The sequence below is a fragment of the Methylobacterium sp. Gmos3 genome (assembly GCF_056430985.1).
In genome coordinates this window covers 404,856-431,803 of record NZ_JBWJYL010000004.1, presented here as the reverse complement: position 1 = coordinate 431,803, position 26,948 = coordinate 404,856, and the positions used below count along the sequence as shown (strand labels likewise).

Here is a 26,948-nt window from a genome sequence, read left to right as displayed (position 1 = left end):
TATCGCCGAAGCCGGGATCTTTCCCGGCCTCGGTTTGCGGGCTTTCCGATCAAGTCGCGCGGGCGAGATCGGCGAGCAGGCTCGCGGCGACGGTCGCCTTCGACACCGTGAGGTTCGAGGCCGCGATCCCCTCCACCGCGTCGCGGATCCGGGCGAGCGCCGGTCCCCGCGCCTTCACCCAGGCCGCCACCGCCTCCGGCCCGGCGCCGATATCGGCGACGACCTCGGCGGTGAGTCGGCGGTGGGCCGAGGCGATGCCCGCCACCGCGCGTTCGAGGGCGATACGGTCGAACGTGTCGGCCACGGGCGCCGTGCGCGCGGCGGCGGCCAGGGCGTCAAGGCCGAATTCGTGTTCCAGCACGAAGTGGGTCGAGGCGATGTCCTCCACCGGCCGCCCGCTGGTCTCGGCGACACGAACGATGTCGGGCGCGGACACCAGGGCGCGCAGGCTCGCGAGGCGACGGGCGCGAGGCTGCGCCATGCCCCGCTCGGTCAATTCCGCCTCGCGGGCCTCGACCTCGGCACGGGCTTCCGCGCCGAGAACCTGCGGCAGCGCCGCCTCGACCGCCGCGACGCCGTCCCGGTAGCGGGCGACGATGGGCGAGAGGCCACCCGAGAGGTCGAGGTTGCGGATGAACCAGACGATGCGGTTCGCCAGAACCTCCTGCACCTCGGCATAGAGGTCGAGTTGCGCCTGCCCGCCGATCCGGCCGCTCAGGTCGTCGATGGCGAGGTTCAGTTCCATCAGGCCGAAGGCATCGCGGGTGGCGGCGTAGGCCTTGGCGATGGTGGCGGCATCCGCCCCCGTCCCGTCGACGAGGCGCGTCACCAGCGAGGGGCCGCCCCGGTTGACGATGATGTTGGCGAGCGCGGTCGCAATGATCTCCCGGCGCAGGCGATGGCCCTTGATGGCGTCGGGGAAGCGCTCGCGCAGCTCCTTCGGGAAGTAGCGCTGCAACTCGCGGTCGAAATAAGGGTCGTTCGGCACGGCGCTCGACAGGATCGCGTCGTGCAGCGAGAGCTTCGCGTAGGCGAGGAGCACCGCGTATTCCGGCCGGGTCAGGCCCTCGCCCCGGCGCATCCGCTCGGCCAGCGTGCCGTCGTCGGGCAGGTATTCCACCCCCCGGTCGAGGCGCCCATCGGCCTCCAGCGCCTGCATGGTCCGCATGGCGAAGCCGGTCTCGCCGAGCCCGCCGCGCTGGGCGAGGGACAGGCTGAGGGTCTGCAACTCGTTGTTGCGCAAGACGAGGCGCCCGACCTCATCGGTCATGGCGGCGAGCAAGGCGTTGCGCGCCTCGTAGGTCAGGCGGCCGTCGCGCTCGGGGCCCATCAGGGCGATCTTGATGTTCACCTCCACGTCCGAGGTGTTCACGCCGGCCGAGTTGTCGATGGCGTCGGTGTTGAGGCGAACGCCGGAGCGGGCCGCCTCGATGCGCCCGCGCTGGGTGAGGCCGAGATTGGCGCCCTCGCCGATCACCTTGGCGCGCAGCTCCGGCGCGGCGATGCGGATCGCGTCGTTGGCGCGATCACCGGCATCGTCGTCGGTCTCGGTGGTGGCGCGGATATAGGTGCCGATGCCGCCGAACCAGAGCAGGTCGGCGGGTGCCTTCAGGATCGCCTGCATCAGCTCGGCGGGCGTCGCCTCGGCGCGGTCGAAGCCGAGGGCGGCGCGGATCTCCGGCGAGAGCGGGATAGTCTTCAGGCTGCGGGAGAACACCCCGCCGCCGGGGGAGATCAGCGACCTGTCGTAATCCGCCCAGGACGAGCGACCGAGGGCGAACAGCCGCTCGCGCTCAGCGAAGCTCGTCGCCGCGTCGGGGTTCGGGTCGAGGAAGATGTCGCGGTGGTCGAAGGCCGCGACGAGGCGGATGGTCTTCGAGAGCAGCATCCCGTTGCCGAACACGTCGCCCGACATGTCGCCCACGCCGACGACGGTGAAGGGGTCGGATTGGGTGTCGACGTCCATCTCGAGGAAGTGGCGCTTCACCGCCTCCCAGGCGCCGCGCGCCGTGATGCCCATGCCCTTGTGGTCGTAGCCCTGGCTTCCGCCGGAGGCGAACGCGTCGCCGAGCCAGTGGCCCTTCTCGATGGAGATGGCGTTGGCGATGTCGGAGAAGGTCGCGGTGCCCTTGTCGGCGGCGACGACGAGATAGGCGTCGTCGGGGTCCTGCCGCACGGTGTTCGGCGGCGGGACGATCTCGCCGTCGACGATGTTGTCGGTGAGTTCGAGCAGGGTGCGGATGAAGATGCGGTAGCTCTCGGTGCCCTCCGCCATCCAGGCCGCCCGGTCGGAAGCCGGCGGCAGGCGCTTCGGAAAGAAGCCGCCCTTGGCGCCCACGGGAACGATCACGGCGTTCTTCACCTGCTGCGCCTTCACGAGGCCCAGGATCTCGGTGCGGAAATCCTCCGGCCGGTCGGACCAGCGCAGGCCGCCGCGCGCGACGTAGCCGAAGCGCAGGTGCACGCCCTCGACGCGGGGCGAATAGACGAAGATCTCGAAGAGCGGGCGGGGCAGGGGCATCCCCGAGACCTTGGCGCAGGCGAACTTGAAGCTGATCGTCCCGCGCGGAGCGCCGGCCGCGTCGACCTGGAAGAAGTTCGTGCGGATCGCCGCCTCGATCAGGTTCACGAAGCGCCGCAGGATACGGTCGTCGTCGAGGCTCGTGACCTCGGCGAGCGCGGCCTCGATCCTCGCGCGGATCCCGGCCTGAGCCTCGTCGCGATCACCCTCCGCCGCCGGGTCGAAGCGGGCGCGGAACAGGGCGACGAGATCGCGGGTGATGCCCGCGTGCCGGGCGAGCGTCCCGGCGATGTAGTCCTGCCCGTAGCGGATGCGCAGCTGCCGGAGGTAGCGACCAAAGGCGCGCAGGAGCGCGGCCTCGCGCCAGGGCAGGGCCGCTTCGAGCACGAGGCGGTTGTAGCCGTCCGATTCGGCGAGATCGTCGGCGATGGCGAGCATCGCGGCTTCGAGGGGCTTCTCCAGCGCCGGCACGTCGATAGAAGCGCCGGTCGCGCGCTCGATCAGCATGTCGTGCAGCCAGACCCGCTCGGTCTCCCCCGTGCCCGGGGGCTCGACGCGGTAGGTGCGCTCGTTGATCACGCGGAAGCCGAGGTTTTCCAGCCCCGGCACCCGGTCGGACAAGGCGATGGCGGTGCCGCGCGAGAACACCTTCAGGCGGATCTGCGCGGGCGGGTCCGTCTCGCGCCGCCCGATGGAGACGGCGCGGGGGTTGGTTTCGCCGAGCGATTCGAGGTTCGCGATGTCGTCCACGGCGACGTCGGGCAGGAAGTTCTCCCGGTAGGCGGCGGAGAACGCCTCGGCGTAGCGGGCGGCGAGGCCGCGCGCCCGGCCGCGATCCGCCAGGGCCGCACGCAACCCATCCGCCCAGGTGCGGACGATGGACGCGATGCCGGCCTCGAGGGTGGCGGGGTCCCGCTCCGGCGGCGTCTCCTCCGAGAGGCCGATGATGTAATGGGTGCGCGCCAGCGGCCCTTCCGGGAAGTCCGGCTGTGCGAGCGAGAGACGCCCGCCGTAGCTCTGCGCCAGATAGGCGCCGATCTTGGCGCGGATGCCCGAATCGTAGCGATCCTTCGGCACGTAGACGAGGAGCGAGACGAAGCGCCCGAACCGGTCGGGCCGGGACAGGACGCGGATGCGCGGCCGGTCCGCGAGGTCCACGATGCCGAGGGCGAAGCGCGTCAGGCGGTCGATGTCGATCTGGAACAGGTCGTCGCGGGGATAGGTCTCCAGCACGGCGAGCAGGCTGCGCCCGGCATGGCTCGTCGGGTCGAGCCCCGCGCGGGCGACCACCGCCTCGACCTTGCGGCGGATCACCGGCACGTCGCGGGCCGGGCTCGCATAGGCGGCCGCCGTGAACAAGCCGACGATTCGCACCTCCCCCGCGAGCTTGCCGGACGGGGAGAACAGCTTCACCCCGATATAATCGAGGTGGTCCGAGCGGCGGACGCGGCTGCGGGCGCTCGCCTTGGTGATGATGAGCGCCTGCGGCTCCTCGAGGAAGGCGAGGATTTCCGGGGTGTAGTCCACGAGGCTCCCGCCCCGGCGCAGCACCGCCGTGCCGGGATCGCGCAGGACGCCGAGGCTCGAACCGGGCACCAGCGGATGCTGGTCGCCCTGGATGCCGTGCTCCTGCATTCCGAGGAGGGTGAAATGGCCGTCTCCGAGCCAGTTCAGGAAGGCGCGGGCCTCGCTCGTCTCGGTTTCGGGCAGGGGGGAGGGCGTGTGCCCGTAGCTCTCGGCCAGGGCGGCGAGCCGGGCCTGCATCGCCTCGTGGTCGGCGGCGACATGGGCGACGTCGTGGTGGACCTGAACGAGGCTCGCTTCTAGGAACTTGCGCGCCTCACCCTCCACTCGGTCGAGATGGATGTGCAGCAGGCTCTCGCGGGCGAGCGTCCCGTGGGCGTCGGCCGTCGTCTCGCCCACCACGCGGACCAACGCGCCGCTCGCGTCGCGCTCGACCCCGAGGATCGGGTGGGCGACGAGCTGCGCGGTCAATCCGTGGAAGGTCAGCGCCGCCAGGGTCGAATCGAGCAGGAACGGACGGTTGTCGTTGACGATCTCGAGGACCGTCACCTCCCGCGTCTTCCCCTCGCGCGGCAACGAGAGGTCCGACAGGCGCAAGCGCGCGGGATCGCCGGGGTGACGGGGTGCGGCCAGGAAGTCGCGCGCGCGGCCCGCGAGCTCGGCCAGGGCATCGGCCGGATAGGGCGACAGGTCGTCCGGCGGAACGCGGCCGAACAGGTCGCGCACGAAGCCGCCGGGACCGCCCCTGCCGGCCACGAGGTCGGCTGCGGCGTCGATGAGCCCCGTCCGGGCGCTGCGCTCTTCGTGGGAGGAGAGGGCGGTGGCGGTTTCGAGGGTCATGCGCGTCTCCCGTACCGGGTTTGCAGACGGCGTGAGCGTTAGCAGAGCCGACCCGCGTGTCGATGACGCCCGGCGGGCCGCGCGAGTTAATCCCATCGATCCGTCACCCGCTTGCCGGGGGGCAGATAGGTGCATATACACGCATCCATGAGCGGCGCCCCGGCCCACGAGTTCGATACCTGCACCTGCGGCGCGCTGCGGCGGGCGGCCCGTGCCGCGACGGCGCTCTACGATCAGGCGTTGAAGCCGACCGGGCTGCGCGTCACGCAATTCGCGATTCTCAAGATCCTCGACCGCTGCGGGACGCTGCCCGTCACCCGGCTCGCCGCCGAAGCGGCGCTCGAACGCACCACCATGGCGCGCAACCTCGATCCGTTGGAGCGGCGCGGCCTCGTGCGCATCAGCACCGCGGAGACGGATGCGCGCAGTCGCCTCGCCGAATTGACGGAGGCCGGGCGCGCGACGCTGGCCGAAGCACGGCCGCACTGGCAGGCGGCGCAGAAGGAACTGGCGCAGCGGGTCGATCCCGACTCGGTGCGGGCATTGGCCGAAGCGATGCGCACGTGAGCGCGGGAGACCCGAAACGATGACCTCCTCCGCTGACGTGCGCGCCAACCCGAGATTGCACTACGCCTGGGTGGTGGCGGCGGTGACGTTCGTCGTGCTGCTCGTGGGCGCCGGGGTGCGCGCCACGCCGGGCGTCCTGATCGTGCCCTGGGAGAAGGAGTTCGGCTGGAGCGCGGCCACGATCGGCATCGCCATCGCCATCAACATTTTCCTCTACGGGATGATCGGCCCCTTCGCGGTGGCGATCATCGAACGGTTCGGCCTGCGCGCCTCGGTCTGCGGCGCGCTGCTGATCCTCGCCGTCGGCACCAGCGCCACGAGCCTGATGCAGGCACCCTGGCAGATGATGCTGCTGTGGGGCCTCGTCGTGGGCTCGGGGTCCGGCATGGTCGCCAACGTGCTCGGCGCCACGGTGGCCGGGCGGTGGTTCGGCCAGCGCCGGGGCCTCGTGATAGGCCTGCTGACGGCGAGCAGCGCCACCGGCCAGCTCGTCTTCCTGCCGCTGCTGGCGCGGCTCGCGGTCGATCAGGGGTGGCGGACGGTCTCCTTCACCGTGTCGGGGGCGACGCTCGTCCTCGTGCCACTGGTCTGGCTGCTGCTGCGCGACCGGCCGTCCGATCTCGGCCTGCCGCGCTACGGCGAAACCGCCCTTCAGCCGGTGCCGGTGCTGACGGAGAATCCCGCCAAGCGCGCGCTGCGCGGCCTCGCCATGGGCCTGCGCTCGAAGGATTTCTGGCTGCTCGCCGGCACGTTCTTCATCTGCGGCGCCTCGACCAACGGTCTGGTGGGCACGCATCTGATCCCGGCCTGTTTCGACCACGGCATCCCGGAAGTCACCGCCGCCGGCCTGCTGGCGCTGATGGGCATCTGCGATCTCGTCGGCACCACGGCCTCCGGCTGGCTCACCGACCGGTTCGATTCGCGCAAGCTGCTGGCGTGGTACTACGCCCTGCGCGGCCTCTCGCTGATCTTCCTGCCCTATTCGTTCGATCTCAGCTTCTACGGCCTGTCGCTCTTCGCCGTGTTCTACGGGCTCGACTGGATCGCCACGGTCCCGCCAACGGTGAACCTCGCAGGCAAGGCCTTCGGCGAGGGCAATGCCGCGCTGATGTTCGGCTGGATCGCCGCCGCGCACCAGATCGGCGCGGCCTCGGCGGCGTGGCTCGGCGGCGTCGCCCGCACCGGCAGCGGCACCTACACCCAGGCCTTCGTGGCGGCGGGCATCCTGTGCCTCGTGGCGGCGATGATGTCCCTGTTCGTCGGGCGCCGGACGGAGGCCGATGCCGGGATGCGTCCGCTGCCGGCCTGAACTGCGACCCGTGCGGGGCGATGAGCGTTAGATAGGGACGTGCCGTGGCGGCGTGCCGCCCGGCCCTCCCTGTCCGCGAGTCGCCCTTTGTCCGATGCCCTTCCGACGGTGAAGACCGCCGAGTCCCGCCGCGCCTGGGTGGGACCCGGCTTCACCGAATTCGTCGCCATCGTCGCCCTGATGATGGCGGTGACTGCGATCTCCATCGACAACCTGCTGCCCGCCTTCCCGGCCATCGAGGCGCGCTTCGGCGTCGCCGATCCGAACCACCTGCAGCTTCTCGTCTACGTCTACATGCTGGGCTTCGGGCCGGCGCAGATCGTCTATGGCCCGCTCTCGGATGCCCTCGGGCGACGGCCGGTGCTGCTCGCCAGCCTCGGCGTCTACGTCGCGGGCTGCGTGCTCGCCATGCTGGCGCCGAGCTTCGGCTGGCTGCTCGCGGCGCGGGTCATCCAGGGCATGGGCGCGGCGGGCGGGCGGGTGCTCTCCACCGCCATCGTCCGCGACCGCTTCGCCGGCCGCGAGATGGCGAGCGTGATGTCCCTCATCATGATGGTGTTCCTGATCGTCCCGATGATCGCCCCGGCCATCGGCGGCGCGATGCTGGCCTTCGGCTCGTGGATCTACGTTTTCGTCTCGATGCTGATCCTCGCCTTCATCGTCACGGCGTGGTTCGGCTGGCGGATGCCGGAGACGCTGCACCCGGAGTATCGCCGCCCGCTCTCCCTGAAGGCGACGGCGCAGGCGGTGCGGCTCACCCTCTCCACCCGCGTGGCGGTCGGCTACGCCACGGCCCTCGGCCTGCTGACCGGCTGCATCATGGGCTATGTCGGCTCGGCGCAGCAGGTGTTCGACACCGGGCTCTACAAGCTCGGCCCGCTCTTTCCCGTCGCTTTCGGCCTCGTGGCGGGCGCCATGGGCGCGGCGACGCTCATCAACGCGCGCGTCGTGCGCCGGCTCGGGATGCGGACGCTCTCGCAGGCCGGGACGCTCGCCTTCACCATCGTCGGGTTGGGGCAGGTGGCGCTGGGATTTGCCTATGGCGGACACCCGCCGCTCGCCCTGTTCCTCGGCGTGCTGGCGGCGAACCAGTTCCTCATCAGCTTCGCCATGCCGAACTTCAACGCCCTGGCGCTCGAACCCCTCGGCGCGGTGGCAGGCACCGCCTCGTCGTTCCTCGGCTGCTACACGACGATCCTCGGCGCGCTGTGCGGCTACCTGATCGGCCATGCCTTCGACGGCAGCGTCATGCCCATCGGCATCGGCTACGCCACCCTCGGCGGCCTCGCCCTGGCGGTGGTCGCCTGGACGGAGCGCGGACGGCTGTTCGCGCCCGGATCATCCACGTGATTCACGGTTGCGCTTAACGGGGCGTTCAAACGATCCCGCGAGTCTGAGGGACTTCCTCGCGCCCCGGACCAAACCCATGCTCGCCCGCGCCAACGATGCCACCCTGCTCGCCGCGCGCCTGTTCCTCGCGGCGGCGCTGCTGCCGACCGGGATCGCCCGTGCGCTGAACGTCTCCGGCTTCGCCCTGACGCTCGCCGGTTCCGGGATGCCCTTCCCGAACGCCGTGGCGACGGCGGGTGTGGTGGTGCAGGTGTTCGGGCCGCTCGCGATCATCCTCGGGGTGCTGCCGCGCCTCACCGGCCTCGCGCTGGCTCTGTTCGCCGCCGCGACGGCCTGCGTGCTGCACGCCTTCTGGCACTTCACCGGCCCGGCCCTGGTCGCCGAGCGGACGCTGATGCTGGCCGATCTCGGCCTCGCCGGCGGCTACCTGCTTTACGCGATGACCGGTCCCGGCGCCTGGAGCTGGCAGGGTTGGCGGTCCGGTGCCGTTGCGCCCCGTGCCAAGGCGACATCGAAATCCGGTGCGAAGTCGGGCGGCGGTCGCCGGGCACCCCAGGCCCGCGCGGCCTGAGCCTCAGCTCCGCCCCGGCGCCGTGTTCGACGGCGTCGCGGCGATCTGGCGGCCGGACACCTCGGCGCCGGCCTCCGGCGCGAGGGCGCGGAACGGAAACACCGACAGGATGGAGATGACGGCCACCGCCAGGAAGGCCGGGCCGAAATCGGACGCCTCGATCGCCGTCCGTCCGTGCAGGGCCGCCGTGCCTTCCAGGGCCAGCGCCCCGAAGGTGACGCCGAGGCTCAGCGAGAGTTGCTGCGCCACGCTGGCGAAGCTTGTCGCGGCGCTCATCTGCGGCTTATCGAGATCGGCATAGGCGATGGCGTTCACGCAGGTGAACTGCACCGAGCGGCAGCACCCGCCGACGAACAGCACCATGAGCATCACGAGGTGAGGGGTCTGCGCCGTGAACAACCCGTTCACCGCCAGGAAGCCCGAGGCCAGCATGGCGTTCACCACCATCACCCGCCGGAAGCCGAAGCGGCGCAGGATCGCGGGCGCCATCGCCTTTACGAACATCGCCCCCGCCGCCGCCGCGAAGGTGATGAGCCCGGAGCGGAGGGCATCGAGCCCGAAGCCGATCTGCAGCATCAACGGCAGCAGGAAGGGGATGGCCCCCGTGCCGATGCGGAACAGGCTTCCGCCCGTCACCGCCGCGCGGAAGGTCGGATAGCGCAGCAGGTCGAGGCGCACGACGGGGTGCGCCACCCGCCGCGAATGCCGGAAATAGGCGGGCAGCAGGATGAGCGCGGCGGCGAAGCATCCCCAGGTCACGGAGGACGGCAGCAGGTGCCGGCCGAGGGAGGCGAGCCCGAGCATCAGCGAGGCGAGGCCGGAGCCCAGGAGCAGGAAGCCCAGCACATCGAGCGGCGGGCGCTCCTCCTCGCGCAGGTCCTCGAAATAGAGCGTCGCCAGGATGAACCCGACGATGCCGATGGGCACGTTGATGAAGAAGATCCAGCGCCAGTCGAGCCAGGTGGTGATGAGCCCGCCGAGCGGCGGCCCGATCACCGGCCCGACCATCGCCGGCAGGGTGAGATAGGAGAGGGCGGTGACGAGCTGCGCCTTGGGCGCGGAGCGCAGCACGACGAGGCGTCCCACCGGCACCATCATCGCCCCACCCATGCCCTGGAGGAAGCGGGCCGCCACGAACCCGCCGAGCCCGTTCGCCCCGGCGCAGGCCAGCGACCCGGCGAGGAACACGCAGAGGGCCGCGCGGAACACCGTGCGGGCGCCGAACCGGTCCGCCGCCCAGCCGCTGACCGGGATGAAGATCGCGAGGCTGACGAGGTACGCGGTCAGCGCGAGCTTCAGGGCGATGGGATCCTCGTGCAGGCTCGCCGCGATGCTCGGGAGGGCCGTGGCGATCACCGTCGAATCGGTGTTCTCCATGAACAGGGCGGTCGCCACCGTGAGGGGCACGATCCGTTGGGAAAAGGTCAGGGAGCGAGGCATCGGACGGGAGACGCGCAAGGCGATGTGGGGTTGCGGCGTTTTCCATCCTGGCGTTTCAGAATTGTATCCGCGAAGCCACAGGCGGCCCTCGGCGGCATGGGCCGGGCAGCTTGGCCGCTATCCTCACGGGGGCGTGAGGGCTAAGCTTCCGGAGAGGATCGGCAACGCGCCCATCCGGCCCGCGCGAGCGGGTGCTCCGTCGTGAGCGTGATTATTGAGAGAGCGGATGCAGTTCAGCCGGCCCGACCGTCGCGCCTTGTCTCGCCTGTTGGCTGCGGCGGCCCTGATGACGGGGGTCGCGGCCTGCGGCACCGTGCTGATCAACACCTCCGGTTCGCTGACGCGCTACGACCGGCTCCAGCGCTCGGCGGCGACCGCCACCGAGGCGCGGCTGTACATCGACAAGCCGGCCGTCGCGCGTGCGCGCACCGTGCGCATCATTCCCACCGCGTTCCCGGCCGAGGTGGAGGGGTCCGCCCCGCTCTCGGCGGCTGACCGCCGGCTCATCGCCAATGCCGCCGACCGGGCGCTCTGCTACGATCTGTCCCTGCGCTACGACATCGTGACGAGCCGGGATGCGGACCTCACCGTCCGTGCCCAGGTGACGCGCGTCGAGCCCACCAATCTCATCGGCGCGGGCGGCACTATCGCGGGCTCGGCCGCCCTCACAGTGGCCTCGCAGGTCGGTGTCGGCTTCGCGGAGGGCATCGGCCGCATCCCGGTTCCCCGCCTGCCCATCGGCCTCGGCAGCCTCACCGTCGAGGCCGAGGCGCTCGACCGGCGCCACCAGCAGCGGGCCGCGATGGTCTGGGGCGGCGCGGCGAATTCCTTCACCAGCCAGCCGCGCTTCTCCGCATCCAGCGATCCCTACGATCTCGCGGGCGAGTTCGGGCAGGATTTCGGGTACTTCATGGCGCGCGGCGAGGATCCGTTCCTGGCCCCCAACACGCTGCCGACCTGGGACCGCATCCGCGTGACCATCCTCGGCGAGGCGCCCCTCGACCCGGATTGCGAAGCCTTCGGCCGGGCCCCCGGCATCGACGGGATCGCGGCGGATTACATCGGCCTGCCCCCGGAGTTCACCGACAAGGGGCCGGCTGTCCCGGCTCGCTGAGGCCGGCGCACCGTCGAGCCATGCACACAGTCTTACCGCGACGCGGCATCCTCGCATTGGCGTGGCCGCGTTTCGCGTGATAGGGGCACTTGCCAACCCGCTCCCCGCTGCGCGACCCGCGCCGCTCGTTCCAAGGACCGTTGGCACATGGCCCGACTCAGTTCCGCGTCGATCATCGAGGGCCTGACCTTCGACGACGTGCTGTTGAGGCCCGCCGCCTCTTCGGTGATGCCGACCGAGGTGAACATCGCCTCCCGGCTCACCCGCACCATCGCACTCCACATGCCCATCATGTCCTCAGCGATGGACACGGTGACGGAGGCGCCGATGGCCATCGCCATGGCCGCCATGGGCGGGCTCGGCGTCATCCACCGCAACCTCGAACCGCCGGAGCAGGCCGAGCAGGTCCGCCTCGTCAAGAAGTACGAGTCCGGCATGGTGATGAACCCCATCACCGTCCACCCCGACGAGACCCTGGCGGACGCCCTGGAGATCATGCGGGCGAACCGCATTTCCGGCATCCCGGTGGTCGAGCGCGGGCCGAACGGCAATCGCGGCAAGCTCGTCGGCATCCTCACCAACCGCGACGTGCGCTTCGCCACCGAGGCGAGCCAGCCGGTCTCCGAGTTGATGACCCGCGACCGGCTCATCACCGTCCGCGAGGGCACGACGCAGGACGAGGCCAAGCGCCTGCTGCACCAATTCCGCATCGAGAAGTTGCTCGTCGTCGACGACCATTACCGCTGCATCGGCCTGATCACGGTGAAGGACATCGAGAAGCGGGTCGCCTACCCGAACGCGGTGAAGGACGAGCAGGGCCGCCTGCGCGTCGCCGCCGCGACCACGACCGGCGACGGCGGCTTCGAGCGGGCCGAGCGCCTGATCGATGCCGGCTGCGACGTGATCGTGGTCGACACCGCCCACGGGCACTCGATCAAGGTGCTCGACAGCGTCCGCCGGGTGAAGCAGCTCTCCAACGCCGTGCAGGTGGTGGCCGGCAACGTGGCCACGCGCGAGGGCGCCCAGGCGCTGATCGATGCCGGCGCGGACGCCATCAAGGTCGGCATCGGGCCGGGCTCGATCTGCACGACCCGTATCGTCGCGGGCGTCGGCGTCCCGCAGCTGACCGCCCTGATGGAGGCCGTCGAGGCCGCGTCTGAGGCCGGCGTTCCGGTGATCGCCGATGGCGGCATCAAGTACTCGGGCGACCTCGCCAAGGCCATCGCGGCCGGCGCCTCGGTCGCCATGCTCGGCTCGCTGCTGGCGGGCACCGACGAGGCCCCCGGCGAGGTGTTCCTGCACCAGGGCCGCTCGTACAAGTCGTATCGCGGCATGGGCTCGGTGGGCGCCATGGCCCGCGGCTCGGCCGACCGCTACTTCCAGGCCGAGGTGAGCGACACGCACAAGCTCGTGCCGGAGGGCATCGAGGGCCAGGTCCCGTACAAGGGTCCCGTCGCCGCCGTCCTTCACCAACTTTCCGGCGGACTGCGTGCAGCCATGGGCTATGTCGGCGCCGCCACGGTGCCGGAGTTCCAGGAGCGGGCTCAGTTCATCCGCATCACCAATGCGGGCCTGCGTGAGAGCCACGTTCACGACGTGACGATCACGCGCGAGAGCCCGAACTATCCCTCGCGGACCTGACGAACGAAGGACGAAGCCGATGCGCACGCTGGTGGTCGGTGCTGGGGCGACGGGCGGTTACTACGGCGCGCGGCTCGCGGAGGCGGGCGCCGACATCACCTTCCTCGTCCGCCCAGCCCGGGCGGAGAAGCTGGCCTCGGAGGGCTTGAAGGTGTCGAGCCCCCTGGGGGACCTGCACCTTCGCGCGCCGCGCACCGTGACCGCTTCCGACCTCGCGCAGGCCGGCGCGTTCGACCTCGTGCTCCTGTCCTGCAAGGCCTACGATCTCGACGCGGCCATCGCCGACGTCGCCCCGGCGGTCGGTGAGGGCACCGCGATCCTGCCGGTGCTGAACGGCATGGCGCATCTCGACGCGCTGGATGCCCGGTTCGGCGCGGGGAGGGTGCTGGGCGGAAGCTGCGCCATCGCGGCGACCGTCACCCCCGACGGCACGGTCCGGCAGATGTCCGAACTGTCCAGCATCACCTACGGCGAGCGCGACGGCAGCACGTCCGACCGGATCGCGTCCATCGACGCGATGATGAAGGCCGCTTCGCCCAAGCTTCAGCCGCGCCTCTCCGACAGGATCCAGTTGGAGATGTGGGAGAAGTGGGTCTTCCTCGCGACGCTCGCGGCCGGAACGACCCTGATGCGCGCGGCGATCGGCGACATCGCCGCCGCGCCGGGCGGCAAGGCCTTCCTGACGGCCCTCCACGAGGAATGCACCGCCATCGCCACGGCGGCCGGCAACGCACCGCGCGAAAAGGTGGCATCGGGCGCACGGACGCAACTGACGGCCGAGGGCTCGACCTTCACGGCGTCGATGATGCGCGACATCGAGGGGAAGGGGCGCATCGAGGCCGACCACGTGATCGGCGACCTGATCGCCCGCGGCAGGGCGCAGGGCATCGCGACGCCGATGCTCGACCTCGCCTATACCGGCCTCAAGGCCTACGAGGCGCGCCGGGCGCGCGAGACCAAGCCGGCGTGAGGGACGGCGCCGAAGCGCCGCCCGCACAGGATCAGTAACGCGGCGGCGGCGGGGGCGGGTTGCCGTATTCGAGCTGCGTCTTGGCGTCGACGGGCCGGCGCGGGGGCGGCGTCAGGTCGGTGGCGGCCGGCGCCGTCGCGCAGGCGGCGAGCAGCGACGCGGCGAAGCCGAGCAGGACGATCCGACCGGCAATTCGGGTATGGGACGACATGGGCAGTGCAACTCCGGTGAAGGCTCGGACCCGACCGGGCCGCGAAGCACGACGGGCCACCCTGGCGCCAAAGCTTGGCCTTATCGTGACCACGGCAAAATCTCTTTCGTGACGCGGAGTTCGGGGCTATCGCCGTGGCAGACCCCCATCCGCACCCATCGACCCGAGGAGTGAGCCCCTGACCCCCGCCGCACGCTGCGCTGCCGCCATCGAGGTGCTGGCCGACATCACCGAGCGCCGCCGTCCGGCCGCCGACGCCCTCAAGGATTGGGGCCTCGCCCACCGCTTCGCCGGCTCCGGTGATCGCGCGGGCATCGCGAGCCTCGTCTACGACGCCCTCCGCCGCCGGGCTTCGGCCTGTTGGATCATGGAGTCCGACACGCCGCGCGCCATCGTCATCGGTTCGCTGCGCCTGCAGCAGGGTCTCGCCGCGCCGTCCATCGCGTCCCTGTTCTCGGGTGAGGGCTACGCTCCCTCGGCTCTCACCGCCGAGGAGCGGGCGCGCATCGAGACCGCCACCCTGGACGACGCCCCGCCTGAGATCGCCGGCGACGCCCCTGCCTTCGTTTTGCCCGAGCTCGAAGCAGCATTGGGTGACGATCTTATCCCGGAACTGCGGGCGCTTGCCCGCCGCGCGCCCCTCGACCTCCGGGTGAATGCCCTGCGCGGCCCGCGCGAGGCCATTCTTCCCGCTCTCGAAGGCTACGGCGCCGTTCCGACCCCGCATTCGCGCCAGGGTCTTCGGATCCCGGTCGGCGCCGATGGGCGCGGCCCGGCGCTCCACGTGGAGGCCGAGTTTCTCGAAGGCTGGTACGAGATCCAGGACGAGGGCTCGCAGCTCGCGGCCGAAATCGCCGGGGCGAAGCCGGGCGAGACCATCGTGGATCTCTGCGCCGGAGGCGGCGGCAAGACATTGGCGCTCGCCGCCGCGATCGGCAATGCCGGCCGCCTCATCGCCACGGATGGGGATCCGCGCCGCCTCGCCCCGATCCACGAGCGCCTGCGCCGCTCGGGTGCCCAGGCCGAGGTGCGCACTCCCCGTGGCGGCAAGCAGCGCGCGGACGTGCTCGCCGACCTCGACGGCACGGTGGACCGCGTGCTGGTGGACGCGCCCTGCACCGGATCGGGCACGTGGCGCCGCAACCCGGATGCCAAATGGCGCCTGCGTCCCGGCAGCCTCGCGACCCGCCACGCCGAGCAGGCGACGGTGCTGGACCGCGCGGCGGCCCTCGTGCGCCCGGGGGGGCGCATCGTCTATATCACCTGCTCGCTCTTCCCCTCGGAGAACGATGCGGCCGTCGCCGCCCTGCTGTCGCGGCAGGGCAGGGCCATCGTGCCCGTCCCCCACGCCGAGTTGCTGGCGACGGCCCCGGCTTCGCTCGGCGATGCGGTCCGCCGCACGCGCCACGGCGTTCAGATGACGCCCCTGCGCACGGGCACGGACGGCTTCTACGTCGCCGCCCTCGAACGGCGCCATTGAGCTTTCAGCACAGGATCGACCGCCGATGGCGATGAGGACGAGCTACGTGGTGCAGCCGTTCGAGCTGCACCGCAAACGCCTGCGGCCGGCACGGCAGGAGGCGTCTCAGACAGAGAGCGGCGCCCTCAAGAAGGCCGAGAACCTGGCGAAACGCGTGCCCGGTGCGACGGCGCTCAAGATCGTCGCCGACGATGAGACCGGGGAACTGGAAAGCGTGACGATCCTCGGCCAATGGGGCGAGATACCCGACGACTTCGCCGAGAGCCTGCAGGGCTGAGCGCGGCGCGGCAGCGTTCGACGATGCGCGCGGCGCTGGCGGAAGGGGTGAGATTCGAACTCACGGTGGAGTTGCCCCCACGGCGGTTTTCAAGACCGCTGCCTTAAACCACTCGGCCACCCTTCCCGACGCAGGCGCGCCGATCTACGGCCGCGCCGGACGCTCCGTCAACCGTTCCGGCGGCGAAGGGGAAGTTGCAAACAGCGCTTGCCAAGTTCGGCGCGAGCCACTAGAAGCGCGTCAACCCCGGCGCGCAACGCTCGCTGCCGCGGTTCAGGCGCCCGTAGCTCAGCTGGATAGAGCACCAGACTACGAATCTGGGGGTCAGAGGTTCGAATCCTTTCGGGCGCGCCATCATACTTCCTAATCAGCAGTAGACACTCCAAGAGCTTTACTGCTCGCGCCTCGCGCGTGCCTCGGCACTGCTACAGGTGCTTAAGTCCGAAGCTTTCCAACAGCGGCAACAACTCGTCCCGTGCCCTGAGCCGGTGATCGTGAAGGCGATCATGGGCCGCCGCCGCGTCGCCCCGGTGGATCGCTGCGATGAGGGCCCGGTGCTCGGCGACCGAGGCCCCGAGTTCGCGACGCAACTTCAGCGTCAGCATCCGCGCCCGGTGCGATTGGTCGTTGATGGTCTGGATGATCCGGGTCATCCGGCCGTTGCCGGCGCGCTCCACCAGCGTGCGGTGGAACAGTGCGTCGGCTTGGCCCCAGGCCGGAAGGTCGCCGGCCTGCCATGCCGTGTCCATCGTGTCCGTGTGCGCGGCGAGTTCGGCCGCCACGGTGTCGCGCTCCGCAGCGGGGAGGGCGGCCAGCAGCTCGGCGGCACGGCCCTCAATGGCGACGATCACGTCGTAGATCTCACGCATGTCCTCGGGCGCCAGCGCGCAGATCAGGACACCCTTGCGCGATAGGACGCGAACCAAACCCTCTTCCTGAAGGCGAATGACAGCCTCGTGGACCGGCGTGCGACTCATGCCCAGACGGTCGGCGATCTCCTGCTCGGAGGCCTGGTAACCGGGCGCGAAACTCGAATCCTGGATCGCCGTCTTCATCGCGGCGTAGGCGTCGTTCACCATCGACGGACGGCGATCAACCTCCCGTACCGTCACAGCTTTCGCGGCTCCGCGTCTCGTCGCCATCCGGCCCCCGCATGATGGCACCGTCGTACCAACTTCCATGCAAGGTGCAATGCAGGATTGACAGCGACCCATCCAACGCGTCAGTAAACGCCAACTTGCATGCAAGCTGGCGCACGAAGACCGGCAGGCGGGGTCGCTTGGAGGAAACGATGGACAGCTCGCTCGAGCGGGCGACCATGCGCAGGGTCGCGTGGCGCCTGATCCCTTTCATATGCCTTCTTTACTTCATCGCTTTCATCGACCGCGTGAATATCGGCTTCGCGGCCCTGACGATGAACAAGGATCTCGGCTTAACCTCAGCCGTCTTCGGCTTCGGCGCCGGCGTCTTTTTCTTCGGCTACTTCCTGTTCGAAATCCCGTCGAACATGATACTCGACAAGGTTGGCGCGCGACTGTGGATCGCGCGGGTGATGATCAGCTGGGGGCTGATCTCGGCGGCCTTCGCGTTCATCAAAGGTGAGTACAGTTTCTACATCCTCCGCTTTCTGCTCGGTGCGGCCGAAGCGGGTTTCTTCCCCGGCATCATTCTCTACCTCAGCTACTGGTTTCCGGCCCGGTACCGGGCAGCGGTGGTCTCGCTGTTCATGGCGGCGGCGCCGATTTCCGTCGTCCTCGGTTCGCCGCTCTCCAGCGCGCTCCTCGAATTGGAGGGCGTGATGGGTCTGCACGGCTGGCAGTGGATGTTCCTCGTGGAGGCGGTGCCCGCCGTGCTGCTCGGCATCGTCGTGCTGTTCTTCCTCACCGACCGGCCGGAAAAGGCGACGTGGCTCGCCCCCGACCAGCGCGACTGGCTCGTCGCCGAGATGAAGGCCGAGAGTGACGCGCGAGGGAGCGTTGCCAAGCACGGCATCCTCGCGGGGATGGCCGATCTGCGAGTGCTTGCCCTGGCGCTCGTGTATTTCGGGACCTCGGCCGGGCTCTACACCCTCGGCATCTGGGCGCCGCAGATCATCCGGGGATTCGGCCTGTCGACCATGGCCGTGGGCTTCCTCAACGCCGTGCCACCGACCATTGCCGTGGTGGCGATGATCCTATGGGCGCGCCATTCCGACCGGACGGGCGAGCGCACATGGCACGTCGTCATCGCCTGCCTCGTGGCGGCGGCCGGGTTGATGCTCGCCGGGGCGGCCTCCTCCGTCGTCGCGGTGATCGCCGCCCTCAGCCTCGTTAATATCGGGATCAGTGCGGCCAAGCCCCCGCTCTGGGCCATGCCGACGATGTTCCTCTCGGGCTCGGCGGCGGCGGTCGGCATCGCGACCATCAACGCCATCGGCAACCTCGGCGGCTTCGTCGGACCCTGGGTGATCGGCTGGATCAAGGACAGCACCGGCAGCTTCGCCGGCGGCCTCCTGTTCGTCGCCGCGCTCCTCGTGCTCTCGGCGGTGCTCAGCCTCGTCGTCGCCCGGCTCGGGCGGCGTCCTGAACCGGCCGGCGCCATCGCCCGCTGACCTTTCCTCATGACCTTCGGAGAGACACCATGAAGACCTACAGGATCGCCGCCATTCCCGCCGACGGCATCGGCATCGAGGTCATCGCCGCCGGCATCGAGGTGCTGAACGCGCTGGCCGGGAAGACCGGCAGCTTCGGCTTCCAATTCGATCACTTCGACTGGGGCTCGGACTATTACAAGAAGCACGGCATGATGATGCCCGCCGATGGCCGAGACCAGATCCGCCACCACGATGCGATCTTCTTCGGCGCGGTCGGTGCGCCGGACGTGCCGGACCATATCAGCCTGTGGGGCCTGCGCCTCGCGATCTGCCAGCCGTTCGACCAATACGCCAACGTCCGCCCGACGCGGATCCTGCCCGGCATCACCAGCCCGCTGCGCCACGTCTCGGGGCCGGAACTCGATTGGGTGATCGTCCGCGAGAACTCCGAGGGCGAGTATGCCGGCGTCGGCGGGCGGGTGCATCAGGGCCATCCGAACGAGGTCGCCACCGACGTCTCGATGATGACCCGCTCCGGCGTCGAGCGGATTATCCGCTACGCCTTCGAGCTGGCGCGCTCGCGCCCGCGCAAGCTCCTCACCGTCGTCACCAAGTCGAACGCCCAGCGCCATGCCATGGTGATGTGGGATGAGATCGCCGCCGAGGTCGCCGCCGGTTATCCCGACGTGACCTGGGACAAGATGCTGGTCGACGCGATGACCATGCGGATGACGATGAAGCCGCAGACGCTGGACACCATCGTCGCCACGAACCTGCACGCGGACATCCTGTCCGACCTCGCGGCGGCGCTCGCCGGCTCGCTGGGCATCGCGCCGACGGCCAACATCAACCCGGAGCGGACCTATCCGTCGATGTTCGAGCCGATCCACGGCTCGGCCTTCGATATCACCGGCAAGGGCATCGCCAACCCAGTGGCGACCTTCTGGACCGCCTGCCAGATGCTCGAACACCTGGGCGAGAAGCCCGCCGCCGACCGGCTGATGCGCGCGGTGGAGCGCGTCACCGCCGATCCGAGCCTGCACACGCCGGACCTCGGCGGCAACGCGACAACCCGGCAGGTGACGGATGCGGTGATCGCCGCAATCGAGGGCGACAACGAGTAAGACCGGCATCGCCGGTTTCCCTGCGGCGCCGGGCGGTGGCATCATCGCCCGGCGGAACATCCGCACAGACGAGCGATTCTCCGTGCGATCCGATCCCTCTCTGCGAGGCCGCCATGCGCCGACACCGCTACGCCAAGATCGTCGCCACCGTCGGGCCGGCGAGCCATTCGCCGGAGATGCTGAAGGCCCTGTTCCTGGCGGGTGTCGACACGTTCCGGCTGAATTTCAGCCATGGCTCGCAGGACGATCACGCCAGGGTCCACGCCGCCATCCGCGCCCTGGAGGACGAGGTCGGGCGGCCCATCGGCATCCTGCAGGATCTGCAGGGACCGAAGATCCGCGTCGGCACGGTGCGGGACGGGCGGCTCGATCTCGTCGCGGGGGAACGGGTTCGCTTCGTCCTCGATGGGTCCGAGGGCGGCAAGGACGCGATCCCCCTGCGCCACCCCGAAATCTTCGCCGCCGTGGTGCCGGGCCAGGACCTCCTGATCGATGACGGCCGGGTCCGGGTGCGCGTGGTCGGGCTCGAATCCGACGCGATCGAGGCCGAGGTGATCACGGCCGGGACGATCTCCAACCGCAAGGGCGTGAACCTGCCGGGCACGCTGCTTGATGTCTCGCCGCTGACGGCCAAGGACCGTGCCGACCTCGCCTTCGGCCTGGAACTCGGTGTCGACTGGGTGGCGCTGTCCTTCGTGCAGAAGCCGTCGGATGTAATCGAGGCACGCGGCCTCATCGGCGACCGCGCCGGACTGATGACCAAGGTCGAGAAACCCCAGGCGCTGGAGCGGATCGACGACATCATCCGCCTGTCGGACGCGGTGATGGTGGCGCGCGGGGATCTCGGCGTCGAGATCCCGCACGAGGACGTCCCCGGCCGCCAGAAGGAGCTGATCCGTGCCTGCCGCCTTCAGGTGAAGCCGGTCGTGGTGGCGACGCAGATGCTCGATTCGATGGTCAACGCTCCCGCCCCGACGCGCGCGGAGGCCTCCGACGTCGCCACCGCCATCTATGACGGCGCGGACGCGGTGATGCTGTCGGCCGAGTCGGCCACGGGGCGCTACCCCGTCGAGGCCGTTGGGATGATGGACCGCATCATCCGCTCGGTGGAGCGGCACAAGCTCTACCACTCGATCATCGCCGCTTCTGAGCCGGGGGAGGAGGAGACCCCGCCCCACGCCGTGGCCACCGCCACCGCGACCCTCGCAGAGGCCGTTCACGCCGCCGCCATCGTCGCCTTCACGTCGAGCGGCACCACCGCCGCTCGCGTCGCCCGCAAGCGCCCGGCCGTGCCGATCCTGGCGCTGACGCCGGACCTGAACACCTCGCGGCGCCTCAGCCTGCTCTGGGGGGCCCACAGCGTGCGCACGGACGATGTCGATTCCTACGAGGAGATGACCGCCGCCGCCTGCCGCCACGCGCAGGACGAGGGCTTCGCCAAGCCCCACGACATCATTGTCACCGCCGCCGGCATCCCGTTCCACACCACGGGCAACACCAACAACATCCGGGTCATCCAGATCTGAGGCGGCCCTCGCTCCCTCACCGTCATTGCGAGCGGAGCGAAGCAATCCAGGGATACGCCACATTCGGAAATGGCCCGCCGGCCCTGGATTGCTTCGCTGCCTCTCGCAAAGACGGTTGAGCGGACGATTCCGATCAAACCGAAACCGCTCCAAGCGTGCGAATCCGCACGGGAAATAGGCGCCGGCTGTTGGCGGAAGAGGCAGCGCTGCCCACTTCAGGGTCATAATGAGCGTCCGCCATGCGGCGGCGCCGGAAACTACCTCGGGATGCCCGCCATGTCCGTCCGTCTTCTCGCCGGGGCCGCTCTCGGCCTCCTCGTGTCCACCACCGCTTTCGCGCAGAGCTACACCGCCCCCGCCGGCACTCCTGCCGTCACCGCCCCCGGCGGTCTCGAAGGCCGCGCCGTTGGCCCGAACCTGTATGATGGCCGCAATGTCGGCCGGGCGGGCGTGGTGTTCGGCGACGAGGATGGCGTCGCCACCACCGGCTCGATCCGCCACCACGCGGCGCCGTACGGGTCTTACCGCGTCCGCTGATCGCCAGTCGCCCCGAGGAGCCGCGAGACCGTCGCGGCGCCCCGGCGCACATGCTCCCCGATCTCGCGCACCTTGTCGTCGGACAGCCGGTGCGTGGGGCCGGACACTGAAATACCCGCCACCGCCTCGCCATGGACGTTGAGGATCGGCGCGGCGACGCAACGCATGCCGGTCGTGCGCTCCTCGTCGTCGATCGCGTAGCCCCTCGCGCGGGTGGCTTCGATGTCCTCGGTGAGCAGGGCGAGCGATCCAATCGTCTTCGATGTGAAGCGTTCGAACTCCCGGCCCCGGAAGAGGCGCTCGATCCGTTTTGGGTCGAAGGTGCTGAGGAGGGCCTTGCCGATTCCCGACGCATGCAGCGGCGAGAGAGAGCCCGGCGGGAAGAACGCGCGGATCGTTTCGTGCGTCTCGACCTGGCTGACGAACAGCACGTTCCCGTCCTTCTCGACGCCGAGATTGGACGTTTCACCCGTCTCCTGCATCAGCGTCCACATGGCCGAGCGGCTACGTTCCACCACGTTGCCGCGACGCAGGAAGGCCGCGCCGAGGCGGTAGGCCTCCGCGCCCACATGCCATTCCTGCTTGTCGGCGGTGATCTCCACGAAGGCGCGTCGTTCGAGGGTTGCCAGCACCCGGTGCATCGTCGCGACCGATTGCCCGAGCTTGCCCGCCAGTTCCGAGAGCGTCAGACCGTCCCCGTCCGCCAGCACTTCGAGTACATCGAGGGCGCGGTCGAGGGCCTGGATCGTGCCCGTTGGCTTTGCCCCGCCGAATCCTTTCGGCCGCCCGCGCCGACGATTTCCCGCCTCCATCCGCCCCTCCCGCATCTGCACTGTGCGGAATTAGGGTGGAAAAATTTTTCAATCAACGGAAAAAGATAAGTTGCTGTCATCACGCGGCTTTCGTCGCCGATAGCGCAAATGAAAAACTTTTTCAAAAAAATATCAAAGTCGGGCCGGTGGTGCTACTTTCCAAGGCAACGGAGGAGATCGCCCGACCATGTTTGCGCAGAACCCAGTCTTCATTCCCGGCCCGACCAACATGCCGGAAGTCCTCCGCCGCGCGGCGGACATGCCGACACTCGATCATCGCTCGTCGCTGTTCGGGGAGATCCTTCAGCCGGCCCTCGCCGGCGTGAAGGCCGTGCTGAAATCCGCCGAGGCGCAGGTCTTCGTGTTTCCCTCCACCGCGACCGGCGGCTGGGAGACGGCGCTCGCGAACACCCTTAGCGAAGGCGATACGGTGCTCGCCGCCCGCTACGGCATGTTCAGCCATCGCTGGATCGACATGGCCCGCCGCCACCGCCTCGATGTCCGCGTCATCGAGGCGCCCTGGGGCGAGGGCCTGCCGGCAGACCGTTTCGCGGAAGCCCTCGCCGCCGACAAGGAGCACGCGATCAGGGCGGTGCTCGTCACCCACAACGAGACCGCGACGGGCGTGAAGTCGGATGTCGCCGCCGTGCGCCGCGCCCTCGACGCCACCGGGCACCCGGCGCTGCTGCTCGTGGACGGGGTCAGCTCCATCGCCTCCATGGATTTCCGCATGGACGAGTGGGGCGTCGACGTCGCCGTCACCGGCTCGCAGAAGGGCTTCATGCTTCCCGCCGGCCTCGCCATCGTCGGCTTCTCGCCGAAGGCCATGGACGCCGTGACCCGCGCCGACCTGCCCCGGACCTATTTCGACATCCGCGACATGGCGAAGGGCTACGCGAACAACGCCTACCCCTACACCCCGGCCGTCGGCCTGCTGAACGGGCTGAAGCTCTCCACGGAGCTTCTGCTCGCCGAGGGCCTTGAGAACGTCTTCGCCCGCCACCGCCGCATCGCGGACGGCATCCGCGCGGCGGTCGCCGCCTGGGGGATGCCCCTCTGCGCCGCCCACCCGGATCTCTATTCCGACACGGTGAGCGCCATCCGCACGCCGGAGGGCTTCGATGCCACGCAGATCGTCACCCATGCCGCCAAGAAGTACGACGTCGCCTTCGGCGTCGGCCTCGGAGAGGTGGCGGGCAAGGTGTTCCGCATCGGCCATCTCGGCAGCCTTACGGACGTGATGGCGCTCTCCGGCATCGCCGCCGCCGAGATGGCGATGGCCGATTGCGGGCTGCGCATCGAGCTCGGCTCCGGTGTGGCGGCGGCCCAGGCGGTCTATCGCGGCGAGGCCTCGGCCTCCCTGCGGGCGGCGGCGTGAGGGAGGCGGGCAGGATGGTCACTCCCTCCCTCGACGATGTGCTCGCCGCGCACGAGCGCATCCGGCCGTACATTCATCTCACCCCGGTCCTGACTTCGCGGATCATCGACGAGGCGGCCGGTGCCTCGCTGTTCTTCAAGTGCGAGAACCTGCAGAAGGCCGGTGCGTTCAAGGCACGGGGCGCCTCCAACGCCGTGTTCAGCCTCACCGAGGCGCAGGCGGCGAAGGGCGTGGCGACCCATTCCTCGGGCAACCACGGCACCTGCCTGTCCTACGCCGCGAGCCGGCGCGGCATCCCGTGCACGGTGGTGATGCCCCGCACCGCACCGCAGGCGAAGAAGGACGCCGTGCGCGGCTATGGCGGGCGCGTGGTGGAATGCGAGCCCTCCACCTCGTCCCGCGAGGCGGTGTTCGCGGAGGTCGTCGCGGAGACCGGCGCCGAGTTCGTCCACCCTTACAACGACCCGCGCGTCATCGCGGGGCAGGCGACCTGCGCGCGGGAGCTGATCGAGCAGGTCGAGGATCTCGATGCGGTGATCGCCCCCATCGGCGGCGGCGGAATGGTGTCGGGCACCTGCCTGACGCTGGCGGGCCTCGCGCCGCATATCGCGGTCTACGCCGCCGAGCCGGAGCAGGCGGACGACGCCCATCGCAGCCTGAAGGCGGGCCATATCATCGCCGACGATGCCCCCGTGACGGTGGCGGACGGGTTGAAGGTGCCGCTCAAGGATCTCACGTGGCACTTCGTGCGCAACCACGTCGAGGATATCCTCACCGTGTCGGAGGCCGAGATCGTCGCGGCCATGCAGCTGATCTGGAAGCGGCTGAAGATCGTCATGGAGCCGTCGAGCGCGGTGGCGCTGGCGGCTGTGCTCAAGAACCGAACCGTCTTCGCCGGCAAGCGCGTCGGCGTGATCATTACCGGCGGCAACGTCGATCTCGACAAGCTGCCTTGGCAATAAGGGGAAAGACGCCATGAACGCCCACACCCGTATCGATGAACTCGAAGTCGGCTACGACGTGCCCGCGCTGCCCGGCATGCGCGAGGACGAGATCCAGACCCCGTGCCTGATCCTCGATCTCGACGCGCTCGAATCCAACATCCGCAAGATGGGCGATTACGCCAAGGCGCACGGTATGCGCCACCGCGCCCACGGCAAGATGCACAAGTCGGTGGATGTGCTGAAGCTCCAGCAGGAATTGGGCGGCGCCTGCGGCGTCTGCTGCCAGAAGGTCTCGGAGGCGGAAGTCTTCGCCCGCGCCGGCATCAAGGACATCTTGGTCTCGAACCAGGTGCGCGATCCGGCCAAGATCGATCGGCTGGCCCGCCTGCCGCGCTTCGGCGCGCGGATCATCGTCTGCCTCGATGATGTCGCCAACGTCGCCGACCTCTCGGCCGCCGCGCAGAAGCACGGCACGCAGCTCGATTGCTTCGTCGAGATCGATTGTGGCGCGGGCCGCTGCGGGGTGAAGACGACGCCGGAGGTGGTGGCCATCGCCAAGGCGGTCGCCGCCGCGCCGAACCTGCGCTTCGCCGGCATCCAGGCCTATCAGGGCGCCATGCAGCACATCGACGGGTTCGCGGAGCGCCGCGCGAAGCTCGACGCCGCGATCGCCCAGGTGAAGGACGCCGTCGAGGGGCTGAAGCGCGAGGGGCTGGAGCCCGAACTCGTGAGCGGCGGCGGCACCGGCAGCTACCAGTTCGAGAGCGGATCGGGCGTCTACAACGAGCTGCAATGCGGCAGCTACGCCTTCATGGACGCCGATTACGGCCGCATCCTCGATGAGGACGGCAAGCGCATCGATGCGGGCGAGTGGAAGAACGCCCTGTTCATCCTCACCAGCGTGATGAGCCACGCCAAGGCCGACAAGGCGATCTGCGATGCCGGCCTGAAGGCGCAATCGGTCGATTCCGGCCTGCCCTTCATCTACGGGCGCGACGACGTGAAATACATCAAATGCTCCGACGAGCACGGGGTGATCGAGGATGCGCAGGGCAAGCTGAAGGTCAACGACAAGCTGCGCCTCGTGCCGGGCCATTGCGACCCGACCTGCAACGTCCACGATTGGTATGTCGGCGTCCGCAACGGCAAGGTTGAGACGCTGTGGCCGGTCTCGGCGCGCGGCAAGGCCTATTGAGGCGGGTGAGGCAGCGATGATCATCGTCCCCGAGAACCGGATCGACGGCCTTCTCACCGAAGCGGAGTGCTTCGACGCGGTGGAGAAGGTCTTCGCGTCGATGGCCCGGCGTACGGCCGGCAACTTCCCCGTGGTGCGCGAGGCCATCGGCCATGCCGATGCGCTCTACGGCTTCAAGTCCGGCTTCGACCGGGAGAGCTTGGCGCTCGGCCTCAAGGCCGGGGGCTTCTGGCCGGGCAACGCCGCGAAGGGTCTCACCAACCATCAATCGACGGTGTTCCTGTTCGACGCGGATACCGGCCGCTGCCGGGCGGTGGTGGGGGGCAACCTCCTCACTGCGCTCCGCACGGCGGCGGCCTCCGCGATCTCGATCCGCCATCTCGCGCGCAAGGACGCGCGGGTGCTCGGCATGATCGGCGCCGGCCACCAATCCGCGTTCCAGTTGCGCGCCGCCCTGGCGCAGCGCCCGTTCGAGCGGGTGCTGGCCTGGAACCTCCACCCCGGCATGTTCGGGCGGATGGAGGCGGTGGCGAAGGAGCACGGCGTGCCGTTCGAGGCAGTGGAGCTCGACCGACTCGGGGCCGAAGCGGACGTGATCGTGACGATCACCTCCTCCTTCGCGCCGATCCTGAAGGCATCGCAGGTGAAGCCGGGCACCCATGTGGCGTGCATGGGCACCGACACGAAGGGCAAGCAGGAGGTCGAGGCCGAACTCCTCGCCGCCGCGACGGTGTTCACCGACGAGGTGGCGCAATCGATCGGCATCGGCGAGGCGCAGCACGCGGTAGCGAAGGGATTGATCGCGCCGGATTCTATCGTGGAGATCGGCGCGGTGATCAATGGCGACCATCCCGGCCGCACCTCGGACGCGGAGATCACCCTGTTCGACGGCACGGGCGTCGGCCTTCAGGACCTCGCCGTCGCCTCGGCGGCCGTGGACCTCGCCGTGGCGAAGGGACTGGCGATCGAGGTGGAGTTTTAAGAAAAGACGCGCTTTCCCCTCTCCCCGCTCGCGGGGAGAGGCCCGTTTGCACCTCGTCGTGCA

22 protein-coding genes and 2 tRNA genes are annotated in these 26,948 nt (G+C 69.6%); 18 read left to right on the top strand and 6 right to left on the bottom strand.

The window, feature by feature from the left end; all coding sequences use genetic code 11:
* Positions 1 to 49 precede the first annotated feature (49 nt).
* Positions 50 to 4,885, bottom strand: a complete 4,836-nt coding sequence (locus tag ACS5Q7_RS10940) for an NAD-glutamate dehydrogenase (RefSeq protein ID WP_478339326.1) — start codon at positions 4,883 to 4,885, stop codon at positions 50 to 52.
* 147 nt (positions 4,886 to 5,032) lie between these two features.
* On the opposite strand from ACS5Q7_RS10940, the gene ACS5Q7_RS10935 reads away from it, so the two are divergent.
* The 4 genes from ACS5Q7_RS10935 to ACS5Q7_RS10920 all read left to right on the top strand — a co-directional run bounded on the left by ACS5Q7_RS10935 (position 5,033) and on the right by ACS5Q7_RS10920 (position 8,682).
* On the top strand, positions 5,033 to 5,452 hold the full coding sequence (locus ACS5Q7_RS10935) for a MarR family winged helix-turn-helix transcriptional regulator (protein ID WP_478339325.1): 420 nt from the start codon (positions 5,033 to 5,035) through the stop codon (positions 5,450 to 5,452).
* A 19-nt stretch (positions 5,453 to 5,471) separates the two neighbouring features.
* Complete coding sequence (locus ACS5Q7_RS10930; protein WP_478339324.1) at positions 5,472 to 6,761, top strand: MFS transporter; 1,290 nt, start codon at positions 5,472 to 5,474, stop codon at positions 6,759 to 6,761.
* A gap of 183 nt (positions 6,762 to 6,944) precedes the next feature.
* Positions 6,945 to 8,111 carry a multidrug effflux MFS transporter gene (locus ACS5Q7_RS10925; RefSeq protein WP_478339404.1) on the top strand — a complete coding sequence of 389 codons (1,167 nt, stop codon included), beginning with the start codon at positions 6,945 to 6,947 and terminating at the stop codon, positions 8,109 to 8,111.
* Positions 8,112 to 8,187: 76 nt separating this feature from the next.
* Positions 8,188 to 8,682, top strand: coding sequence for a DoxX family protein (locus ACS5Q7_RS10920; RefSeq protein ID WP_478339323.1), 495 nt, complete (start codon positions 8,188 to 8,190; stop codon positions 8,680 to 8,682).
* Positions 8,683 to 8,685: 3 nt separating this feature from the next.
* On the opposite strand, the gene ACS5Q7_RS10915 is transcribed toward ACS5Q7_RS10920, so the two are convergent.
* Positions 8,686 to 10,122 carry an MDR family MFS transporter gene (locus ACS5Q7_RS10915; protein ID WP_478339322.1) on the bottom strand — a complete coding sequence of 479 codons (1,437 nt, stop codon included), beginning with the start codon at positions 10,120 to 10,122 and terminating at the stop codon, positions 8,686 to 8,688.
* Positions 10,123 to 10,348: 226 nt separating this feature from the next.
* Here ACS5Q7_RS10915 and ACS5Q7_RS10910 point away from each other — a divergent pair, with 226 nt between their 5' ends.
* The 3 genes from ACS5Q7_RS10910 to panE all read left to right on the top strand — a co-directional run bounded on the left by ACS5Q7_RS10910 (position 10,349) and on the right by panE (position 13,847).
* Complete coding sequence (locus ACS5Q7_RS10910; protein ID WP_478339321.1) at positions 10,349 to 11,236, top strand: DUF3313 domain-containing protein; 888 nt, start codon at positions 10,349 to 10,351, stop codon at positions 11,234 to 11,236.
* Positions 11,237 to 11,383: 147 nt separating this feature from the next.
* On the top strand, positions 11,384 to 12,877 hold the full coding sequence (gene guaB / locus ACS5Q7_RS10905; RefSeq protein ID WP_478339320.1) for an IMP dehydrogenase: 1,494 nt from the start codon (positions 11,384 to 11,386) through the stop codon (positions 12,875 to 12,877).
* A 19-nt stretch (positions 12,878 to 12,896) separates the two neighbouring features.
* Positions 12,897 to 13,847 carry a 2-dehydropantoate 2-reductase gene (panE, locus tag ACS5Q7_RS10900; RefSeq protein ID WP_478339319.1) on the top strand — a complete coding sequence of 317 codons (951 nt, stop codon included), beginning with the start codon at positions 12,897 to 12,899 and terminating at the stop codon, positions 13,845 to 13,847.
* Between the two features lie 31 nt (positions 13,848 to 13,878).
* On the opposite strand, the gene ACS5Q7_RS10895 is transcribed toward panE, so the two are convergent.
* Positions 13,879 to 14,058 (bottom strand): hypothetical protein, encoded by a 180-nt coding sequence (locus ACS5Q7_RS10895; protein WP_478339318.1) that lies wholly within the window; start codon positions 14,056 to 14,058, stop codon positions 13,879 to 13,881.
* A 178-nt stretch (positions 14,059 to 14,236) separates the two neighbouring features.
* On the opposite strand from ACS5Q7_RS10895, the gene ACS5Q7_RS10890 reads away from it, so the two are divergent.
* Both ACS5Q7_RS10890 and ACS5Q7_RS10885 read left to right on the top strand, forming a co-directional pair.
* The gene (locus ACS5Q7_RS10890) at positions 14,237 to 15,538 is read left to right on the top strand and encodes an RsmB/NOP family class I SAM-dependent RNA methyltransferase (protein WP_478339403.1); all 1,302 of its coding nucleotides are present in this window, start codon (positions 14,237 to 14,239) and stop codon (positions 15,536 to 15,538) included.
* Between the two features lie 25 nt (positions 15,539 to 15,563).
* The gene (locus ACS5Q7_RS10885; RefSeq protein WP_478339317.1) at positions 15,564 to 15,815 is read left to right on the top strand and encodes a hypothetical protein; all 252 of its coding nucleotides are present in this window, start codon (positions 15,564 to 15,566) and stop codon (positions 15,813 to 15,815) included.
* Positions 15,816 to 15,851: 36 nt separating this feature from the next.
* On the opposite strand, the gene ACS5Q7_RS10880 is transcribed toward ACS5Q7_RS10885, so the two are convergent.
* Positions 15,852 to 15,941, bottom strand: a tRNA-Ser gene (locus tag ACS5Q7_RS10880).
* 151 nt (positions 15,942 to 16,092) lie between these two features.
* Here ACS5Q7_RS10880 and ACS5Q7_RS10875 point away from each other — a divergent pair.
* Positions 16,093 to 16,169 (top strand) — tRNA-Arg (locus ACS5Q7_RS10875).
* A gap of 71 nt (positions 16,170 to 16,240) precedes the next feature.
* Here the strand turns inward: ACS5Q7_RS10875 and ACS5Q7_RS10870 are convergent.
* The gene (locus tag ACS5Q7_RS10870) at positions 16,241 to 16,957 is read right to left on the bottom strand and encodes a GntR family transcriptional regulator (RefSeq protein WP_478339316.1); all 717 of its coding nucleotides are present in this window, start codon (positions 16,955 to 16,957) and stop codon (positions 16,241 to 16,243) included.
* A 149-nt stretch (positions 16,958 to 17,106) separates the two neighbouring features.
* On the opposite strand from ACS5Q7_RS10870, the gene ACS5Q7_RS10865 reads away from it, so the two are divergent.
* The 4 genes from ACS5Q7_RS10865 to ACS5Q7_RS10850 all read left to right on the top strand — a co-directional run bounded on the left by ACS5Q7_RS10865 (position 17,107) and on the right by ACS5Q7_RS10850 (position 21,574).
* On the top strand, positions 17,107 to 18,405 hold the full coding sequence (locus ACS5Q7_RS10865) for an MFS transporter (RefSeq protein WP_478339315.1): 1,299 nt from the start codon (positions 17,107 to 17,109) through the stop codon (positions 18,403 to 18,405).
* A 29-nt stretch (positions 18,406 to 18,434) separates the two neighbouring features.
* A complete protein-coding gene (locus tag ACS5Q7_RS10860) occupies positions 18,435 to 19,511 on the top strand; it encodes a tartrate dehydrogenase (RefSeq protein ID WP_478339314.1) in 1,077 nt (358 codons plus the stop codon).
* A 113-nt stretch (positions 19,512 to 19,624) separates the two neighbouring features.
* Positions 19,625 to 21,037, top strand: a complete 1,413-nt coding sequence (pyk, locus tag ACS5Q7_RS10855; RefSeq protein WP_478339313.1) for a pyruvate kinase — start codon at positions 19,625 to 19,627, stop codon at positions 21,035 to 21,037.
* 276 nt (positions 21,038 to 21,313) lie between these two features.
* Positions 21,314 to 21,574 carry a hypothetical protein gene (locus ACS5Q7_RS10850; protein WP_478339312.1) on the top strand — a complete coding sequence of 87 codons (261 nt, stop codon included), beginning with the start codon at positions 21,314 to 21,316 and terminating at the stop codon, positions 21,572 to 21,574.
* Here ACS5Q7_RS10850 and bhcR read toward each other — a convergent pair.
* Positions 21,559 to 22,386, bottom strand: coding sequence for an HTH-type transcriptional regulator BhcR (gene bhcR / locus ACS5Q7_RS10845; RefSeq protein ID WP_478339311.1), 828 nt, complete (start codon positions 22,384 to 22,386; stop codon positions 21,559 to 21,561). The two genes, ACS5Q7_RS10850 and bhcR, sit on opposite strands and share 16 nt — an antisense overlap.
* Positions 22,387 to 22,573: 187 nt before the next feature.
* Here bhcR and bhcA point away from each other — a divergent pair, with 187 nt between their 5' ends.
* The 4 genes from bhcA to bhcD are packed head-to-tail and all read left to right on the top strand — an operon-like array spanning position 22,574 to position 26,885.
* Entirely contained in the window at positions 22,574 to 23,764 is a 1,191-nt protein-coding gene (bhcA, locus tag ACS5Q7_RS10840) for an L-aspartate--glyoxylate aminotransferase BhcA (RefSeq protein WP_478339310.1), read from the top strand.
* Positions 23,765 to 23,778: 14 nt separating this feature from the next.
* A complete protein-coding gene (gene bhcB, locus ACS5Q7_RS10835; protein WP_478339309.1) occupies positions 23,779 to 24,726 on the top strand; it encodes a beta-hydroxyaspartate dehydratase BhcB in 948 nt (315 codons plus the stop codon).
* Positions 24,727 to 24,739: 13 nt separating this feature from the next.
* A complete protein-coding gene (bhcC, locus tag ACS5Q7_RS10830) occupies positions 24,740 to 25,903 on the top strand; it encodes a 3-hydroxy-D-aspartate aldolase BhcC (RefSeq protein WP_478339308.1) in 1,164 nt (387 codons plus the stop codon).
* A 16-nt stretch (positions 25,904 to 25,919) separates the two neighbouring features.
* A complete protein-coding gene (bhcD, locus tag ACS5Q7_RS10825; protein ID WP_478339307.1) occupies positions 25,920 to 26,885 on the top strand; it encodes an iminosuccinate reductase BhcD in 966 nt (321 codons plus the stop codon).
* Positions 26,886 to 26,948 lie beyond the last annotated feature (63 nt).

Coding starts and splice junctions, on each gene's coding strand:
- pyk (WP_478339313.1), top strand. CDS start 19,625: ATGCGCCGACACCGCTACGCCAAGATCGTCGCCACCGTCGGGCCGGCG.
- ACS5Q7_RS10925 (WP_478339404.1), top strand. CDS start 6,945: ATGGCGGTGACTGCGATCTCCATCGACAACCTGCTGCCCGCCTTCCCG.
- bhcB (WP_478339309.1), top strand. CDS start 23,779: ATGGTCACTCCCTCCCTCGACGATGTGCTCGCCGCGCACGAGCGCATC.
- ACS5Q7_RS10865 (WP_478339315.1), top strand. CDS start 17,107: ATGGACAGCTCGCTCGAGCGGGCGACCATGCGCAGGGTCGCGTGGCGC.
- ACS5Q7_RS10895 (WP_478339318.1), bottom strand. CDS start 14,058: ATGTCGTCCCATACCCGAATTGCCGGTCGGATCGTCCTGCTCGGCTTC.
- ACS5Q7_RS10915 (WP_478339322.1), bottom strand. CDS start 10,122: ATGCCTCGCTCCCTGACCTTTTCCCAACGGATCGTGCCCCTCACGGTG.
- panE (WP_478339319.1), top strand. CDS start 12,897: ATGCGCACGCTGGTGGTCGGTGCTGGGGCGACGGGCGGTTACTACGGC.
- bhcC (WP_478339308.1), top strand. CDS start 24,740: ATGAACGCCCACACCCGTATCGATGAACTCGAAGTCGGCTACGACGTG.
- ACS5Q7_RS10920 (WP_478339323.1), top strand. CDS start 8,188: ATGCTCGCCCGCGCCAACGATGCCACCCTGCTCGCCGCGCGCCTGTTC.
- bhcA (WP_478339310.1), top strand. CDS start 22,574: ATGTTTGCGCAGAACCCAGTCTTCATTCCCGGCCCGACCAACATGCCG.
- bhcD (WP_478339307.1), top strand. CDS start 25,920: ATGATCATCGTCCCCGAGAACCGGATCGACGGCCTTCTCACCGAAGCG.
- ACS5Q7_RS10885 (WP_478339317.1), top strand. CDS start 15,564: ATGGCGATGAGGACGAGCTACGTGGTGCAGCCGTTCGAGCTGCACCGC.
- bhcR (WP_478339311.1), bottom strand. CDS start 22,386: ATGGAGGCGGGAAATCGTCGGCGCGGGCGGCCGAAAGGATTCGGCGGG.
- ACS5Q7_RS10870 (WP_478339316.1), bottom strand. CDS start 16,957: ATGGCGACGAGACGCGGAGCCGCGAAAGCTGTGACGGTACGGGAGGTT.
- ACS5Q7_RS10930 (WP_478339324.1), top strand. CDS start 5,472: ATGACCTCCTCCGCTGACGTGCGCGCCAACCCGAGATTGCACTACGCC.
- guaB (WP_478339320.1), top strand. CDS start 11,384: ATGGCCCGACTCAGTTCCGCGTCGATCATCGAGGGCCTGACCTTCGAC.
- ACS5Q7_RS10860 (WP_478339314.1), top strand. CDS start 18,435: ATGAAGACCTACAGGATCGCCGCCATTCCCGCCGACGGCATCGGCATC.
- ACS5Q7_RS10910 (WP_478339321.1), top strand. CDS start 10,349: ATGCAGTTCAGCCGGCCCGACCGTCGCGCCTTGTCTCGCCTGTTGGCT.
- ACS5Q7_RS10935 (WP_478339325.1), top strand. CDS start 5,033: ATGAGCGGCGCCCCGGCCCACGAGTTCGATACCTGCACCTGCGGCGCG.
- ACS5Q7_RS10940 (WP_478339326.1), bottom strand. CDS start 4,885: ATGACCCTCGAAACCGCCACCGCCCTCTCCTCCCACGAAGAGCGCAGC.
- ACS5Q7_RS10850 (WP_478339312.1), top strand. CDS start 21,314: ATGTCCGTCCGTCTTCTCGCCGGGGCCGCTCTCGGCCTCCTCGTGTCC.